The organism is Deinococcus aetherius, assembly GCF_025997855.1.
GTDB classification, from domain to species: Bacteria; Deinococcota; Deinococci; order Deinococcales; family Deinococcaceae; genus Deinococcus; species Deinococcus aetherius.
Genome location: NZ_AP026561.1, coordinates 54,088 through 69,846, shown reverse-complemented (window position 1 = coordinate 69,846; position 15,759 = coordinate 54,088). Strand labels below are relative to the sequence as shown.

At 67.2% G+C, this 15,759-nt stretch carries 12 protein-coding genes; 7 read left to right on the top strand and 5 right to left on the bottom strand.

Annotated features, from left to right (window positions below):
- Window positions 1-19 precede the first annotated feature (19 nt).
- Window positions 20-2,140, bottom strand: a complete 2,121-nt coding sequence (locus DAETH_RS16595) for a UvrD-helicase domain-containing protein (protein ID WP_406585123.1) — start codon at window positions 2,138-2,140, stop codon at window positions 20-22.
- A 946-nt stretch (window positions 2,141-3,086) separates the two neighbouring features.
- Window positions 3,087-5,927: an ATP-binding protein gene (locus DAETH_RS16590; RefSeq protein ID WP_264777826.1), complete on the bottom strand. Its 2,841-nt coding sequence runs from the start codon at window positions 5,925-5,927 to the stop codon at window positions 3,087-3,089.
- Window positions 5,928-6,224: 297 nt separating this feature from the next.
- On the opposite strand from DAETH_RS16590, the gene DAETH_RS16585 reads away from it, so the two are divergent.
- The 4 genes from DAETH_RS16585 to DAETH_RS16570 are packed head-to-tail and all read left to right on the top strand — an operon-like array spanning window position 6,225 to window position 11,186.
- Window positions 6,225-6,509, top strand: coding sequence for a hypothetical protein (locus tag DAETH_RS16585; protein WP_264777825.1), 285 nt, complete (start codon window positions 6,225-6,227; stop codon window positions 6,507-6,509).
- A gap of 11 nt (window positions 6,510-6,520) precedes the next feature.
- Complete coding sequence (locus tag DAETH_RS16580; RefSeq protein ID WP_264777824.1) at window positions 6,521-8,356, top strand: beta strand repeat-containing protein; 1,836 nt, start codon at window positions 6,521-6,523, stop codon at window positions 8,354-8,356.
- 39 nt (window positions 8,357-8,395) lie between these two features.
- Window positions 8,396-10,117: a hypothetical protein gene (locus tag DAETH_RS16575; protein ID WP_264777823.1), complete on the top strand. Its 1,722-nt coding sequence runs from the start codon at window positions 8,396-8,398 to the stop codon at window positions 10,115-10,117.
- 55 nt (window positions 10,118-10,172) lie between these two features.
- Window positions 10,173-11,186 carry a hypothetical protein gene (locus tag DAETH_RS16570; protein WP_264777822.1) on the top strand — a complete coding sequence of 338 codons (1,014 nt, stop codon included), beginning with the start codon at window positions 10,173-10,175 and terminating at the stop codon, window positions 11,184-11,186.
- A 470-nt stretch (window positions 11,187-11,656) separates the two neighbouring features.
- Here the strand turns inward: DAETH_RS16570 and DAETH_RS16565 are convergent, their stop codons facing one another.
- The 3 genes from DAETH_RS16565 to DAETH_RS16555 form a co-directional block, all read right to left on the bottom strand.
- Complete coding sequence (locus DAETH_RS16565; RefSeq protein WP_264777821.1) at window positions 11,657-12,673, bottom strand: excalibur calcium-binding domain-containing protein; 1,017 nt, start codon at window positions 12,671-12,673, stop codon at window positions 11,657-11,659.
- Window positions 12,670-12,954: a DUF3006 domain-containing protein gene (locus DAETH_RS16560; RefSeq protein ID WP_264777820.1), complete on the bottom strand. Its 285-nt coding sequence runs from the start codon at window positions 12,952-12,954 to the stop codon at window positions 12,670-12,672. The genes DAETH_RS16565 and DAETH_RS16560 overlap by 4 nt, the downstream gene beginning before the upstream one ends.
- 188 nt (window positions 12,955-13,142) lie before the next feature.
- Complete coding sequence (locus tag DAETH_RS16555) at window positions 13,143-13,454, bottom strand: hypothetical protein (RefSeq protein WP_264777819.1); 312 nt, start codon at window positions 13,452-13,454, stop codon at window positions 13,143-13,145.
- Between the two features lie 108 nt (window positions 13,455-13,562).
- Here DAETH_RS16555 and lexA point away from each other — a divergent pair, with 108 nt between their 5' ends.
- Genes lexA through DAETH_RS16540 form a run of 3 tightly spaced genes read left to right on the top strand, consistent with a single transcriptional unit; the run spans window position 13,563 to window position 15,705 of the window.
- Window positions 13,563-14,201 carry a transcriptional repressor LexA gene (lexA, locus tag DAETH_RS16550; RefSeq protein ID WP_264777818.1) on the top strand — a complete coding sequence of 213 codons (639 nt, stop codon included), beginning with the start codon at window positions 13,563-13,565 and terminating at the stop codon, window positions 14,199-14,201.
- A gap of 2 nt (window positions 14,202-14,203) precedes the next feature.
- On the top strand, window positions 14,204-15,463 hold the full coding sequence (locus DAETH_RS16545) for a Y-family DNA polymerase (RefSeq protein WP_264777817.1): 1,260 nt from the start codon (window positions 14,204-14,206) through the stop codon (window positions 15,461-15,463).
- Window positions 15,460-15,705 carry a DUF6504 family protein gene (locus tag DAETH_RS16540; protein ID WP_264777816.1) on the top strand — a complete coding sequence of 82 codons (246 nt, stop codon included), beginning with the start codon at window positions 15,460-15,462 and terminating at the stop codon, window positions 15,703-15,705. The genes DAETH_RS16545 and DAETH_RS16540 overlap by 4 nt, the downstream gene beginning before the upstream one ends.
- Window positions 15,706-15,759: the final 54 nt, after the last annotated feature.

Sequence of the window (15,759 nt, the reverse complement as noted above, 5' to 3'; positions counted from 1 at the left end):
ACGATCAGGACCAGCGTTCCTATTTCCGTTGTAAGTGCGGGGCAAGCGGCGTGAAGAGTTCCCCCAACACTTCCCCGGTGCGCGGCTCAAAGCGCAGGGCCTGCCCGTCCACCGTCACGCTCCACACCCGCTCGCCCCGCCGCATCACCTGCCCCGCTCGCACCCGTGCGAAGTGCGCCTCGAACACCACCACCGGGACCTGCGTGGCGGTCAGGGCCTGCATCAAGGGGACCGCAAGGCGGGCCTGACTCGCCGCGCGCTCCACTTGCTTCAAGGTCGCCGCGTGCACCCGCACCTGACGACTCCCCACCGTCCGCAGCAGGGTGAGCGAGCCTTCCGCCCACTCCCGCAGCGCCGGGCGGGGTTCCTCCAACAGGACTTCCAGACGCTCGCGTAGCGCGAGGACGAGCATGGGATCCGGCCCGCCGTACAAGGGCAAGCCGCGCGGGTCTTCAACGTCTTGGGGCACCTGCACTTCCCGCAAGCGTTGGGCATGGTGAACCCGCTCGCTCACCGCAGGGGGCGGGACCGGCCGCACTGGTAACCGCCGGGGAGGAGGCGCGTCCTCCACCTGAGCTGGCTGCCCCTCCGCTTCCTCCGGCATCACGATCTCCGCCTCTTGGAGGGGCGTCGTCTCGTTCTCGGGCAGCGTGGCAGGTTCTAATCTCCAGCCGTTCGCCCAACTCTCCTTTCCGTACGCCAAGCGCAACGTGTCCTTGGAGCGCGTCAGGGCCACGAACAGCACGCAGCGCTCCTCTTCGGGATCCCCGTGCGGGGAGGGCATCAATTCCGGGTACAGCAGCGTCACCCGCTCCCACTCCAGGCCCTTCGCCCGGTGAACGGTGCTGAGCAGCACGTCCGCGTCCTCGTGGTACAGGCCTCGCAACACGTCCATCACGTCGGTCACGTTGGCCATCCCACCCGCGACGTTCACCGCGCGTAAGGCCAACAGGCGCAGGCAGGCGCACAGGTCCTTGAGTTCCCCCAACGCCTTCTTCGCCGCCAGGTCCCCCTCCTTGGCCTTCTTGACCAGGGGCGTAGCGCGTTTTTCGTACACGACGTTCACGAGGTCCTTGATCTCGTCCTTCGTGAAGGGGAGCGGGAAGGCATCCTGCGCGGCCGTCTCCAGACGGATCGCCAGATCACGACCCCGAATGTTGACGCTGACGTTCCGCGTCATCAGCAGCAGGGCGGCGCGGACCAGTGGCGCGTTCAGGCGAGAGAGGATCACGTCCCCACGCGTGTACGTCGCCGTGTCCGCTGCCAGGTGCTCGACCGTCCCCAGCCGCGCCTGCGGGGCCGCCTGAATGAAGGTACTCGCATTCCGTGCGAGTTGCACATGGCTCACCGGGCAGCGGAAGGAGACGCTCAACGGCAACTCCTGAGCACTCAAGCGCTCGGCGAGCCGCCACAAGCCTTGCGGGTCTGCCCCCGCGTAGGTATAGATGGCCTGCTCGGGGTCTCCGACTGCGATCAGACGACCTGCTCGGCGGCTGTCGCCGCTCAAACCAAGTAGGTGCGTGACGAAGCGTTGCCGTAAGGGCGTGAGGTCCTGGGCCTCGTCCACCAGCGCCACACCCAGGGTGCCTTCGGCGCACCCGAGTTCCAGCGGGAGCCACAGAAAGTCGGTGAAGTCCGGCCGCCCTCCGGCTTGCCAGTCGTGCAAGCTCAGCCGTTTCATCCCGTGCAGGACTCGCCGGAGAGCGCTGAGACCTTGCTCCGCAGGCCACTCGGCGGCGAGGGCCAGCGCCACGAGATCGTCCTCATGCGCACCACCGTCCAACGCCTGCTCGCGGGCGGCATCCCACGCACGAGCAGCAGCGCGCAGCACGCGGCGTTCCACGCGCTCCCCCGCGTACAACAGCCCCGCCAACCGCAGGCTCTTGTCCTCGTCCACGTCTAAGGAGGCGTTCCGCTCCCGACTCAGCACCCGCAGGCCGTAAGCGTGCAGGGTGCTCGCCCAGACTCGGGGCGGCAAGCGAGGACCCACGTCGGTGACCGAGTGCTTGTTGTACGCGAAATACACGACAGGACGCGTGATGTCGAGGTGCCAGGCCGCTTCCGTCAAGGTCGTGGTTTTCCCGCTCCCGGCGGTTGCACGCAGGACCAGGTGTCGCTCCGTCTCTCGAACCGCGACCACAAAGGCGCGTTGCTGCGGCGTGAAGTGCCGAGGGATCGCTCGTGGTTTCGCCGTCTCCGTCCTCAGCCGCCCGCCCTTCCAGGACACGTACGTCACCGCAGTGTCCTATGAGGAGAGGGGAGAGGCATCGTCAGTCCTTTCAAAGCGAGGAGGCAGGCCAGCACGTGGGAGACGCAGTATCTCCCCCCATTACGGCGTGCAATGTGAAGCAGCCCAGGTGAACGACGCCCGTCGCCACCCTCAGCAGAGCCGCTCGCACTCAGCGCTCCCGACACGTTTGAATTCACTCTCAAGTCGCACGCCCCAAGTCCAGCGGAGCTGCATCTGCCCGGTGCGATTCGGGCAGATGTTCGAGTCACGCAGGTGGCCACTGTGGCACCCGGAGATAGTTTCAGGGCTGCTTGCTTCCCCAGGCGACTACCCCTGCGGCGTGGCCTTGGGAAAAAGCGCGCCTCGGCAGAGCTTCATATCGTAGGGTGACCTTTATGGTAGGGGACGAGCCGGGTAACACAACTCCACAACAATCAGTCCATCCCTTTTGAAAATGTTAGTCACCGTGAATCCTTTCAACAGCTGTTTCCCCAACACAGTGTCTTTAACGGAAAGAACACCCCGTCCATTACCCAGCACCTTGCTTTTCAGGATCACGGTCACGTGTGTGTATCCTTGAAGGCGACTACTTCGAGTTGGAGGCGCCTGTCTCACAATGAGTTGCTTATAGGCGTAATTGGGGTTGGCGGGTTGGCAAGGGGAAGGCCTGGGACTAGAGGCACGTGTGGCGGCGGGGCCAGCCGTCTTTTTTAAGCACTTCACTGGGTCGACTTCACAATTGCACTTCACCGGGTCCACTTCACAATTGGTGTATATAGCGGATGGCGTCCCACCGGCTACGGCAGTGGACGTCAAGGCGGGCAGCAGCAGCGTGATCATTCCTTCCTCCTTGTCATCACACCCGCGGTTCGGCTGTTCCTAGCTCTTCCAACCCCTTTCCAGCCGCGTGGCGCAGCCCGGACAGGGCGTGTAAGTATTCTGAGAATTGCGCCGCGCCCCGGGAATCCTGAAGATCTTCACAGAGTTCCAGGCCCTCCGTCGCGTAAGAAAGGCCTTCCATCCCCTCGGCCTGCCGCAGGCAGAACAGCGCCAGAAGGTTGAGCAGACTGCGCTGAAGGTGCAGGTGCCCCGCCTCGCGTGCACACTCAAGGCCCCACACCAGGGCGTTCCGCTCCGCAAGGGCGTCTTGCTGCAGATAGTGCAGGCAGGCCAGGGTGGTCAGCGCCGAGGCCATACCCGGCCGATTTCCCAAATCCCGAAACAGGGCGATGGCTTCCTGGGCGCAGGCGAGACCCCCTGGAACGTCCTGTAACTCATAGCAGACCGAGGCCTGCGTGTTGAGCAGATTGGCCCTGAGGCGGGCCGAAAGGTCGGGCAGCGCCGTTTGCGCTGCTTGGAGAGCGGACTGGGCCTCTGCCGGACGGCCCAACTCCAGCAGGATCCAGGCTCGGTCATGCAGCAGGGTCACTCCCTCCTCGGAGGCCCGTGGTTCCAGCCACGGCGTGCTGAAGGCAAGGGCCGCTGCCCGCTCTCCCCGGTGCCACAGCAGGTGCGTGCGCTGGATCGCCCAGCGCTGCCCGCCGGGCTGCCCCGGCATCGGGTGCAGCAGGGCGGCGGCCTGGTCCAGTTCCGCCTCCCAGGTCGTGAGGGCGTTCAGGAACCGGGCATGACGGCCGCGCTCCAAGTGCAGGTCGGTCCTTTGCTCCACGTCGTCCGTGCAGGCCAGGGCGTGACTCAGGAACTTCAGCGCCTCGTGGTGGGCCCACACGACATCGGCCTGCTCGGCGGCCGCGCGCCAGAGAGGGTAGGCCCGGGCGCGCTCGCCGCCCTGCTCCAGATGATGGGCGAGGGCAGCAGGGCTGGTCCCCGCGTGCTCCAGGTGGGCGGCCAGGCGCAGGTGAAGTCGCCTCGCCCGCTCCGGGGTGAGCTGCGCTTCCACCGCGCGGCGCAGCAGGTCGTGCCCAAACCGGTAGCCGCCACCCTCCGAGGACCGAAGCCACCGGTGGGCGAGGGCCACTTCCAGGGCGTCGAGGGCCTGCTCCTCCTCCAGCCCGGCCCCCTGACGAACGGCCTCGAAGTCGAGGGGCGGGGTCAGGAGCGCGGCAGTCCCAAGGAAACGCAGCACCACCTCACCCCGGCGGGTAACAGCGGTGAGCAGCACCTCTCGCAGGTTGGGGTTGAGCTGCGCCTCAAGCGCCTCCAGAGACAGCGTAAGGAGCCACTCCCCCCCTGGGGCTAGGGCGAGTTCACCCTGCTCGAACAGGCCCTGCACGAAGGCAAGCAGCGCGTAGGGATTGCCCCCGCTCAGCCGCGCCAATCGGCGCGCGAAACCCGTGGCGTGCGGGGAGCCCGACAGTTGCCGAATCAGCTTGAGGACGGCCAACTCGCCCAGGGGGGTGAGCGGCAGACGCCGCAGCATGTTCCTCCCCTCCAGGTCGAGCAGCCAGGCATGGAGCTGGGGGGACTCCACCCGTTCCCCCGGCCGGGCGGTCGCGAGGAACCGTGGCGCGTTCCCTCCCGTCCCCCAGCGGCGGAGCACGTGTTCAAGGACGCCAAGGGTGGCGTCGTCCAGCCAGTGCACGTCCTCCAGCAGGACCAGGCGCGCGTCCTGCACCACGAGTTGCAGCGCCTGAGACAGGGCTTCAAGCAACCCTAGGGCAGTCCCGGCTGCGGGGGGACGCTCCCCCAGGTCCGAGTCCAGCGCCCCCGGCCAGTCCGGCCACACCCGGGCGAGCTCCCGGGCCCAGACCGGTTGCAGGTCATGCAGCCGTTCGGGCGGGGCGTGGCGCAGAACCTCGACCAGCGCGTAGTAGGGCACTTGGCGCCCCATCTCCACCCCTTGCAGGACGACCGTCATATTCGCCGCGTGGTGCTGGGCCCAGTCCGCCGCGAGGTGCGACTTGCCGATGCCCGCCTCACCCTCGAGCAGCGCCACGGGGGTGGGGGAGGCCCACCAATGGTCGAGCGCCGCCCACAGGTCCTCGCGGCCGACCAGAGGGGGATCGAGCAGACTGGGGCGCGCAGGAGGGCGAGGCGGGAGGACCGGGACCTCGTGGCTTAGAGCCGCCTGGACGCCGGGCACCATGGAGCGAAGTTGCGGCGCGTACCCCAATTCCTTTTGAAAACGCTCGCGGAAGCGAGTTTCGAGGGTATGCGCCTCGCCACTGCGGCTAAGGGCACGCAGCCGCAAGATCAGGGCGTCGCAATACGCCTCTGACATGGGCTCTAGGGCGAGGAGTCGCCGACGGTACGTCAGCGCGGCCTCCACCCGCCCCACACGCTCCTCGCGTTCGGCTGAATGTTCCAGCGCCTCACGGAGTTGCAGGGCGAACCCCTCACGTCGGGCTTCCAGCCAGCCCTGCACGCCCGGGGCGTCGTCGGCCAGCCCCTGGAGCAGTTCACCCCGGCTCAGCGCGACGACCTCCTCCCAGCGCTGCTCCCGGACGGCCTCCTCGACGCGCCGGGCGTCACATTCCGCCTCCAGGCCGACCCGTTCCCCCGCAAGCCTGAGCCAGGGGCCGACCACTGAATGCTGAAGGCGGTGCAGTTCCAGGCGTAACTTGGCACGCGCCTCCCCTGTTTCCAGGTGGCTCCAGAAGAGGGCCGCGAGGGGGCCGCGGTCGAGGGGACCCTCTAGCAGGAGGTAGGTGAGCAGCAGCAGGCGGCGTGGACGCAGGGGCAGGGGGCTTGTCCCCAGGGTGCAGTGGGGGGGGCCCAGGACGGTCAGCTCGAGCATGGGTCCTCCGGAAAGAGGGGCCGGTGTCCGTGAGTGACAGTTCACTGTAATCCCCTGACCCCCCGGGAGTGCAACGGCTCTGCAACGGCCGGGCCGGTACGGTGAATGCGGCTCTCCAAGCCGCGGCGCGATTCCTTTCCAGGCGCCTGTCCCGTCCCCAGTCGTCCGTTGGCCACAGCCGCGCAGACCAGGCGTCCGCGCGAAGGGAGGTGTGTTGTCTGTTGTTCCTGATGAAGGAAACCCATTTGCCGCTGCTGCCGGACGACGGGTCATCCGACCCGTCCCGGGAGCTCTGAGATGACGCCACCCGTGGAGTGCCGCGCCCGGTTCAGCCTCGAAGTGCGCTGGCAGGACATCGGTGGGGAGTGGTGGGCTCAGGTGAGTGGCTCTGGACTGTCGAGGCCCCTCAGCTTCGACAGCCCGCTGGCGCTGCTGGAGTGGTTGGAGCGCGAGGTGTGCGCCCCCGCCCGCCCAGCCTGCCCTGAGCCCACAATCCGCTCCGCCCTGCTGGCGTCACCCTCCGCACCCCGCCGCACCCCTGCCTTGAATTTGGGCTTTCCCCCTGGGACCCGGCAGGAATAAGGAGGACTCCGATGAAGAAGACCGTTTTGCCCGCCCTGACCCTGACGCTCATGCTCGCCGCTTGCGCCACGACCAGGTTGCCGGGAACCCCCGTTACGAGCACGGCCGACTCCGGCCCCGGCAGCCTGCGTGAGGCTTTGAGCGTCGCGAAAGACGGTGACACCCTGCGCTTTACCACCTCCGGCACGGTGACGCTCGCCAGCCCGCTGACCATAGACAAGGACGTGACCCTCGTGGCGAACGGGGTGACGCTCGACGCCGCCGGAAAGGGCCGGGTGCTGGAGGTCGCCTCCGGAGCAGAGGTGACGCTCAAGGGAGGCACGCTGAAGGGCGGGGTGGGCAGCCCCATCACGCTCGTGGGGGCCGGAGGTGGCATCGGCGCACAGGCCACCTCCCTGGCAACCTATGGCGGCGTTATTGCCAATCAGGGCAGTCTGACGCTCGACGGCACGACGGTCAGCGGTGGCCGGGCCAACAACGGCGGCGGCATTGCTAACCTTCAGGGTGGGGTCCTCCTCCTGAACAGCGGCACCATGGTCACGGGTAACGACGCTAGCCCCCCGACCCCTGACTTGGAGAACGAGACCACGGGTGCGGGCGGCGGGATCTATAACGTGGGTGTCCTGACCATCGACGGCGGCAAGGTGGACGGCAACACCGCTACCTTTACCTCGGGGGGCATCCGCAACATCACCACCGGCACCCTCACCCTGAAGTCGGGCAGCATCAGCGGCAACGCCTGCACCCTGCCCTTCACCGGGACCTCGGCTTCAGATGCCAGCGGCTGTGCGGGCGGCGGCGTGTTCACCACCGGAACCATGACGGTCGAGGGTGGCACCATCAGCAACAACACGGCCACGTACTACGGCGGGGGCGTCGCCGCCCAGGCCCGCTGCACCACGAACGACTGCACGGAATTTCTATACGGCACCTTTACCATGAGTGGCGGCACGGTGGAGGGCAACCGGACGACCGGCACGGCGGACAACGCCGGGGGCGGCTTGTGGCTGCGCGCGAAGGCCAGCGTGACGGGTGGGACGATCAAGGGCAACACCAGCATGTACGGCGGTGGGCTCCAGACCTGGCACGACCTCGACCTCACCGGCGGCGTCATCGAGGGGAACACCGCCACGGAAAACGGTGGGGGCCTGAGCAGCAACATCCCTCAGCAGTTCCCGGCCACCGTGCACTTAGGCGGAACGGCCTTGATCCGGGGGAACACGGCCAGGAATTCGGGTGGCGGCGCCGTCTTCGGGTCCTACACGGACGCCCTCATGGATGGTGGGCGCATCACGGGGAACACCGTGACGGCCATGACGGACGGCGGCGGCGGCGTGCGGGTTAACCGAACGGCCAAGTTCACCCTCGCGGGCGGCGAGATCAGCGGCAACACCTCGGCCCGGACGGGAGGAGGGCTCACCGTGGGGGGTCAGGTGACCATGACGGGCGGCGCCATCACCAGCAATGCGGTCCCCGACAACCAGGGAAACGAGGGCGCGGGCGGCGTACGTCTGTATGCCGGGGCGAAGATGACCGCCAGCGGGGGCACGATCAGCGGCAACACGGCGCCCTTCGGCGGGGGAGTGTTCATCGGATCAGCCTTCAACGTGGACCCCGCAGGTGAGTTCACCCTGTCGGGCGCGGTTGTGAGTGGGAACCGGGCGACAGGATCGAACGGAGGCGGCTTCTACAACGACGGCAAGCTCATCCTTACGGCAGGCAGCGTCACGGGCAACAGCGCGACGACGCGTGGCGGGGGTGTCTTGAACACGAGGAGAGCCAGCTACTCACAGGCCGGGGGCAGCGTCAGCGGAAATACGCCGGACAACGTTCTCACGGAGCAATGATCCCAGCCTTAAAGCAAACCTGCCCACGGAGGAGCGGCCATGCGTCCAGTCCATCTGTCCATTCTCATTACCGTCCCGCTGCTGCTCACCGCCTGTCCCGACCACGCCCACCTGCCCCCCACCCCCTCCCCAACGGGTGAGGTGGACCTCGACCGGTCAGCCTCTGTGGCCGGACTTGACGCGAACAGCAATGGTGTTCGGGACGACGTCGACCGAGTCATTGCTCAGTATCCGCTGAGCGATGTGCAGAAGCAGCGTGTGTCGGCGTTCGCCGGTGCGGTTCAAAGCCTGCTCACCACACCGATGACCCGGGATTCCGCCTACGAGCGCGGGGCGGACCTGCAACGCACCCTGGCCTGCGCGTCGCAGGCCGTCTCTGACCACACCGGGGTAACGGACGAGGTGTTCGACTTCACCGTGAACACGGCGGAACGGGTGGAGGCCTACCTAAAGTTCGAGCAGAGCGTTGGGGGGGCCGTACTGAACGACGTGCCCTCCTGCGACGCCCCGGTTTCGTCCGCCGCCAGCCTGAGGGGACAAGCCGCGGCTGTACCTTCAGACGCCTGCGCCAGTTCCGGGTACGTCATCGCATTCTTCAACGGCGTGCAGAACACCTTCATGGACGCCGGGAACGTGATCATCGCGCTGTACGACCTGTACGGCCGGACCTACGGTCCTAACAACGAACTCCTGCTGTACCGCCGGTTCTATAACCCGACCGCGGGCTTGCTGGGGGACCTCGCGGAGTCCTTCCGCCAAAAGGAGCGGGAGACACCCGAGATTCGCGGCCAGTGGGAACTAATCTGGCAGGCCCTCCGGGGCAGGACGAGTGACCGCATTCTCCCGGGTTCTCCCCAGGATCTGGCGCTGCAATTTCTCCGGCAAACGGTCGCTGACGCCGCGAAGCGGTACACCGAGCAGGTCATCCGGCAGGCGCCGGACCAAGCGCTGGTGCACAGCATGGTGACCCAGATGAACGCCCTGATTCTGGAGCGTAGGAAGATTCTCGCGGTGGCCCACTCCCAGGGGAACTTGTTTCTCAACGCGGTGTATGACCGGGTGAAGCCCTCCCTAACGACGGAGAGCCTCAAGACTGTCCATGTCGCCCCTGCCAGCGCCACGGTGAGGGGGCCCTACGTCCTCAACAGCAAAGACCTCATCATCGGGGCGATTGGCTCAAGCCTGGGGTTCACGCAGGGGCCAAATGTGGATGTTCCCTTCCGGCCTTTGGAGGACCCGACCGGGCACTTCATGCTGGAAACGTATCTGAACGCGAGCCTGCCCGCCTATCCACTGGTGAAGGGGTACATGGATGACCAACTCAAGGTCTTGCAGGCCCCCGCTTCCGGCGCGTCGGCAGGCTTCTTCACCGTCACCCTCACCTGGGACGGCCCGGGGGACGTGGACCTGCACGTGACGGAGCCGGACGGCAGCCACGTGTACTACGGCAACGGCGTGGGCTCGGTGGGCTACCTCGACGTGGACAACACGGCCGCGAACGGCCCCGAGCACTACTATGCGACCTGCGACACGGCGAAGCTGCAACCCGGCATCTATGCCGTGGGCCTCAACAACTACGCCCGGGCGAGCGGCAGAACGGCGACGGTCCTCCTGGGCACACAGAACCGCTCCTACGATCCGGTTCGTCTGGACGTCGGGCCGGAACGTGGAGGTGGCGGCGACACTTCACTCCTTCCCGTGTTCAAGGTCCAGGTCACGAAGGACGCGCAGGGCAACTTCTCTGCATCCCAAGTGAGGTAAGCCCTTGTCCCGCGCCCAGCACAATCACTCGGAAATCGAAGTCTAGGAGGAGAGCATGAACAGATGGATGCGTCCGCTGGTATGGGCAGCGCTGCTGGGGACCTCAGTGGCTGGGGCCCAGGGAATTGAACTGCTGCCGGGAACTCCTCGCCCCTTGGACATCCGTGCCGCCTCGCCCTGCACCTTCGTCACGGTGATGAACCGGGGAACCACTCCCGCTACCTTGGAGGGGGAATGGGTCAATGGTGTGAACAGCGTGCCGGTGGCGTTCGACGCACCCGCCGTGCCAATGTGTGAAGCAGCGGGCACGGCCCTCACGCCAATCCAGCCGCAACGGGCACGGACCGTCCGGGTGAAGGTGAACTCTGCCGCATTGGGGACGCTGCTCGGGCGACGCTCAGTGTTGGAAGGTCATCTCGTGCTGCGCGCCGCCCAGGGAGGCCCAGCCATCCTCACCCCCCTTGCGGTCGAGAAGCCCTCTCTCCTGGGTCGAACGGGCGTGCAACGGCTGCTGTGGCCCTTCGTCCTCGCTTGCCTCTTCATTCTGGGCGTCGCCCTGCGGGTGCGGAGAGCGCTGGGGCAGGAAATGTTCGCGGCGGAGTGGGCACCAGAAAAATCCTGGGGCAGCAACTTGGCTCTTATCACGGGGTTGATTACCACGGTCGGCGGCGTCACGAAGATCGCGGAAAGTGTCACTCCACTCGTGACCTTGACCGGGGTGGTCTTCACCCTGCTCGGCTTGGCCGCCCCGCTCCTGTACCGGGCCACCCTGCACTCTTTGGCCGCGCATCCCGACCGGCAGGCGGGCCCCGTGTGGGGGTACCTGCTCGCCTCCTTGCTGACGCTCTGGGGCGCATTCGGTGGGTTGATCACCCTGGGTGCGCTGCTCGACAGCCTCGCCAACCGGTTGTCCGGCACATCAGACGATCTGCTCGGCACCCTGGTGATGGTGCTGACGTTCCTGATCGTTCTAGCCGTCATCGTGTTTTCCTGGCAGAGGCTCGTGCAAAACATCGACGAACAACTCGTGGCAGCTCCCAAACGGCACAGGCAGTCCGCCCTGTTGTGAGTGCGGGGAGTCCTGCCGCTGGGAACAGGGGAGAGCTGGCCACGGAGTCCTCCGTGGCCAGCTCTCGCGCTGCGGGAACACCGCAGCGACCGTCGCGAGTAAGGGCTGCCGGGGCGCGCCGAGATGAGGGTGGACGTGTGGGCTGCCGCGTGTGGGGACCGAGGTGACCGTGGACGTGGTGTGTTTGCGCTGTGTAGGGGCAGACCTCCAGGGCCGACGCCTACACCTACGAGGGGCAGACGGCCTACCTGACCATGACCTTCCTCGCTCCTGGAAAGCACACCTTTACGACTAAAGTCACGACCGTCGATGGTGACATGGCATCGGAAACTATGGGGGCGAGTGTGGGGGAGGCGCCGGCACTACACGCAGCTCTGGTCACCATAGTTCAGCGATCCAGCCGCAGTGTGCATGCCACGCCCGGTCATGCTAGCGGGAGAGGCCCAGGGCTCTCCCGCCCGACCCGACGTTTACTCGCAGGCGACGCCGTCCCCGTCGCGGTCCGTTGCGGGGTTGTACCCGGGTTGCCCCCGCCGAAGGGGGGCCGCACCCGCCGCCCGCGCCTCGGCGCAGGTCCGGTAGGAAGGTGGTGCGGGTGTGGTGACCGACGGGCCAACAGGGGCTGGGGTCGCGGGTGTGGTCGCGCGATTCGCAGGAACAGGTGTCCCGCGCTCGGTCGTGATGGCGAACCGCCCTCCCGGCTGCACGACCACGGTCACTGTTCCTTGCTGGTCCGTGCGGTACGTCGTCGCCCCCACTTGCCGATAGAGGGCGAGCGCCTCCGCCGTCGGGTGCCCATAGTTATTCGGTCCGACGCTGACGACCACGTTCCTCGGCCGAACCGCGTTCAGCCACGCCAGGTTGTCCCCGTTCTTGGCGCCGTGGTGAATGCTCTTGTACACGTCCACCGGGCCGAGGAAGCTCGCGGGGTACTTCTTCAGCCAGGCGGCGGTCTCCGCAGTCTCACTGTCCCCGGTCATCAAGGCGCGAAAAGACCCGTATTGCACGAGGAGCCCTATCGAGTTCAGGTTCTGCTCGTTCTTCGGGAGACCGGGTGGAGGAGGGAGGACGGTGATCTTCACGCTGCCCAGGTTGATGACTTGATCCCTCGCGACCAGGCCCTGTGTTCCGGCCTTCTGGGCGGCCGTCACCAGCTTCCCCCAGGTCTGGGTGGTTCCCGCGATGCCATTGTTGAGGAAGAAGCGCGGTTTGTAGAGGTTGATGGCGGGAATCAACCCGGTGATGTGGTCCGCGTCTGCGTGACTCGCGGCGACGAGGTCCAGGCTCTTCACCCCGTACTGGCGGAGCAGGGCTTGCAGGACGGGTTCGCTCCGTCCGCCGTCATACAGGAGGGACTTGCCTTCGGGGCTGGTCACCAGCACGGCGTCGCCCTGCCCCACGTCGAGGAACCGGATGGACAGGGCACCGGAGGACTGGGCTAAGGCCAAGCCGAGGGAGAGGGCAGCGAGGGCCAGGAGCCGCCTCATAAGTTGATCTCCCCGGCAGGAACGGCGCCATTCAGGGCGTCGAGCTGAGCCTGGGCAGCTTGACGCCGTTCCCTCGTCCCTTCGAGATCGATCTCGAAGGTTAGGTGGCGACCTTCGACGTGCCAGCGCAGCACGTCGCCCTCCCGCACGCCCCTGGGCAAGCTCGTGAGCGGCCAGTCCTGGAGAGAGCCGTCTTCCCGTTCCACGCGGGCGAGGTGGCCTTCGAGGGCGTCCACGGTCAGGCGGCCGGTGAGCATCGGCTCGGGCGGTTCCGAGGTCATGCTCGCAACGTAGCGCAGGAAGGTGCGCCGCGTGGGCTCAACTTGAGCCGCAAGTCATGACCCCCGCTGCGCGATAGAAATCGCTGAGGACAGCGATCTCCAGAAGGGACCGACTCTCGGCGAGGCAGGCGCACCGTTCCACTTCCATCCACCCCTGTCCCCGGCGGCGGGCCTCGTGAAGCCCGCCCTTACGGCGCCAGGAACATTTCCGGATCGATCTCACTCATCGTCTCCCCAATGGCCTCCCCGAGCGCCTCCTTCCACTCCACGACCCCACCCCGCGGTTTGACATTGTTCAGGCGAATCTCCGACTGCCTTCCAGCCACCACCTGCACCTCCACGTCCTCCCCCAGTTCCGCGTGAATCCGCGGCTCCAGGCTCTCCCGCAGGTGGTCGAGTAACTTCTCCACGTCCCACTCTCGAATGCGAAGAATCGCCGTGGTCAGGGGAATCTTGACGGCGGGCGGCGGCACCACCCGAATGACGACTGACTTGTGCATGGAGACTCCTCCAGGGGCAGGCGATAGGGGGAGGATTGACGCCAAATCCCGCTTGCCTCACTATAACTTCAACTATCGAAGTCAAGTTCGATAGTTGGAGACCTGCCCATGCCCCCCCGACTGACCCCGCTGCGCATCCGCCTCCTCCAAACCATCGCCCGGCTCACCCAGGAGCGGGGCGTCCCCCCCAGCGCCGAGGACCTCGCCCAGGCGTGCGGTCTGGGCGCCTCCACCGTCAGTTTTCACCTCAAGGCCCTCACCGGCCTGGGGTACGTCACCAAGTTCGGGCGCTTCGGTGGCCTCCAACTCACCGACCAGGCCCGGATGGTGGCGGGCAGCGGCATCCCCATCTACGGCGAGATCGCCGCCGGCCCCCCCGGGTTCGCCGACCAGCGGCCCGACGAGATCGTCCCCAGCGTGGACGAACTGCTGGGCATCCGCCCGGGTGACTTCTTCCTGCGAGTCCGGGGGGACTCGATGATCGGGATCGGCGTGATGGACGGGGACCTCATCCTCGCCCGCCCGACCAGCGAGGTCCTGGACGGCGAGGTCGCCGTGGTGCTCGTGCAGGATCAAGGAGTCGCCACCCTGAAGCGGTTGTACCGTTTCGGCGACGAAGTCACCTTGATCAGCGAAAACCCGACCTACGCCCGCATGACCTACCCCGCCGAGCAGATCCAGGTGCAGGGCCGCATGGTTGCCCGGCTCGGCATCGCCGCGCCCCGCGTGAGCAAGGCGCGGGACTGAGGGTGGTTCCCGGACGCACGGCCTCCATCGCCTGCGTTCACCTGGCCCCCTGGCCCCTCACGCTGCTCGCCAAACAACACCCCGGCCTGCCCGTCGCCGTCCTCGGAGAAACCATCCGCCGTGTGGTGGCGGCCACCCCCGAAGCCATGACGGCCGGGGTGCACCTCGGCATGAGCGAAGTGGCGGCCCTCAGCCGTTGCCCGGAGTTGCACGCCCAGGTCATCACGGGACCCACCGCCCGCGCGGCCTGGGCGGAGGTATTGGAACTGCTGTATGCCCGTTACAGCGACCGGGTCCATTCCAGCACGCCCGGCGTGGCCTTCCTCCAGACCCGCGCTCCCGCCGCCCGGGACCTCGCCGCCGCCCTGCACGCCCCCGTCGGGCTCGCCGCGAGCACCCAGGTCGCCCACCTGGCCGCCCTGCGCGCACGGCCCGGCGAGGTGCGGGAAGTCCCCGCTGGGGAGGAGGAGCAGGCCTTCCTGAGACTCAGCCCAGTGGAACATCTCCAGGTCCTGGGCCTCACCCCCGCGCACGTCGAACACCTCCAGTACCTGGGCCTGCGTGGTCTGGCGGACGTATGGAAATGGTCGGCTGCCCAGCGGGAAGCCTTTTTCGGCGTCACCGTCGGGGGACAGCTCAACCGCTTTCTCCGGGGAGAGCGCACCACGGCAGTGCCCCGGTACGTCCCAGACCAGGTGATCGAGGGGAGCCGGAGCACCGACCCCCCGCTGCGCGAGCCCTCCCACGTCGAGGCCGTGCTCGCCGAACTCGTGCCGGGCCTGTTCGCCGAACTCCGGGGACGCACCTGCGCTTACCTCACTATCCACGCCGACACACCCGGGGGACGCCTGAGTGCCAGCCGCCGACTCAAGTGGCCGCTCGACGCCGCAGGCCTTCAGCGCGTCACCGGGCTCGCCTTCGGGGACACGGACGCCCTGGCCCTCGGGGTGGAGCGGTTGACCGTCCAGCTCTCCGGTCTGGCCCAGCCCTCGCGCTTGGTCGGGCTATGGGCCGGGCTGGCGGAACTGGAGGTGACGCAGACCGTGCTGGACCGCTACCCCGACGCGCTGGTGCGGGTGGAGTGGCTCGATCCCTTCGCGTACACCGCCGACCTGCAATACCGCTGGGTGGACTGGCTAACCGGCGAAGTCCGTCCCACCGCCATGACGCCCCGGCGGGGCTGGACACCCCCGACGCTGGTAAAGGCCCGGGAGCGGAACGTGGAACGCATCCTGGCGTTCTTTGAAGGCCAGCACCCATGAAGGCCGTGCAGCAGGAGGTCCGCGTGATTGTGCGGGAAGGCGGGCACCCCCGCCAGGTGATCTGGCAGGGCCGGACCCTCACGGTCCTGACCATCCTCGACGAGTGGAGGACGGGGGGCCGCTGGTGGCTGGACGAGCCGCCCCGGGACTGCTACCTGGTCCAGGCGGGTGACCTTACCGCCGAGGTGCACCACGAGGACGGGCCGGAGGGCCGCTGGTGGCTGGCGAGGATTCAGGACTGATGCCCTTCCGGTGGCGTGCCCAGGTTCGAGGCCTCCGCGAGCACGTACCCCAGC

Bases quoted from the DNA above. Each gene is read 5' to 3' on its own strand.
- DAETH_RS16555 (WP_264777819.1), bottom strand. From the start codon at position 13,454: ATGCACAAGTCAGTCGTCATTCGGGTGGTGCCGCCGCCCGCCGTCAAG.
- DAETH_RS16560 (WP_264777820.1), bottom strand. From the start codon at position 12,954: ATGACCTCGGAACCGCCCGAGCCGATGCTCACCGGCCGCCTGACCGTG.
- DAETH_RS16570 (WP_264777822.1), top strand. From the start codon at position 10,173: ATGAACAGATGGATGCGTCCGCTGGTATGGGCAGCGCTGCTGGGGACC.
- DAETH_RS16590 (WP_264777826.1), bottom strand. From the start codon at position 5,927: ATGCTCGAGCTGACCGTCCTGGGCCCCCCCCACTGCACCCTGGGGACA.
- DAETH_RS16580 (WP_264777824.1), top strand. From the start codon at position 6,521: ATGAAGAAGACCGTTTTGCCCGCCCTGACCCTGACGCTCATGCTCGCC.
- lexA (WP_264777818.1), top strand. From the start codon at position 13,563: ATGCCCCCCCGACTGACCCCGCTGCGCATCCGCCTCCTCCAAACCATC.
- DAETH_RS16585 (WP_264777825.1), top strand. From the start codon at position 6,225: ATGACGCCACCCGTGGAGTGCCGCGCCCGGTTCAGCCTCGAAGTGCGC.
- DAETH_RS16575 (WP_264777823.1), top strand. From the start codon at position 8,396: ATGCGTCCAGTCCATCTGTCCATTCTCATTACCGTCCCGCTGCTGCTC.
- DAETH_RS16565 (WP_264777821.1), bottom strand. From the start codon at position 12,673: ATGAGGCGGCTCCTGGCCCTCGCTGCCCTCTCCCTCGGCTTGGCCTTA.
- DAETH_RS16540 (WP_264777816.1), top strand. From the start codon at position 15,460: ATGAAGGCCGTGCAGCAGGAGGTCCGCGTGATTGTGCGGGAAGGCGGG.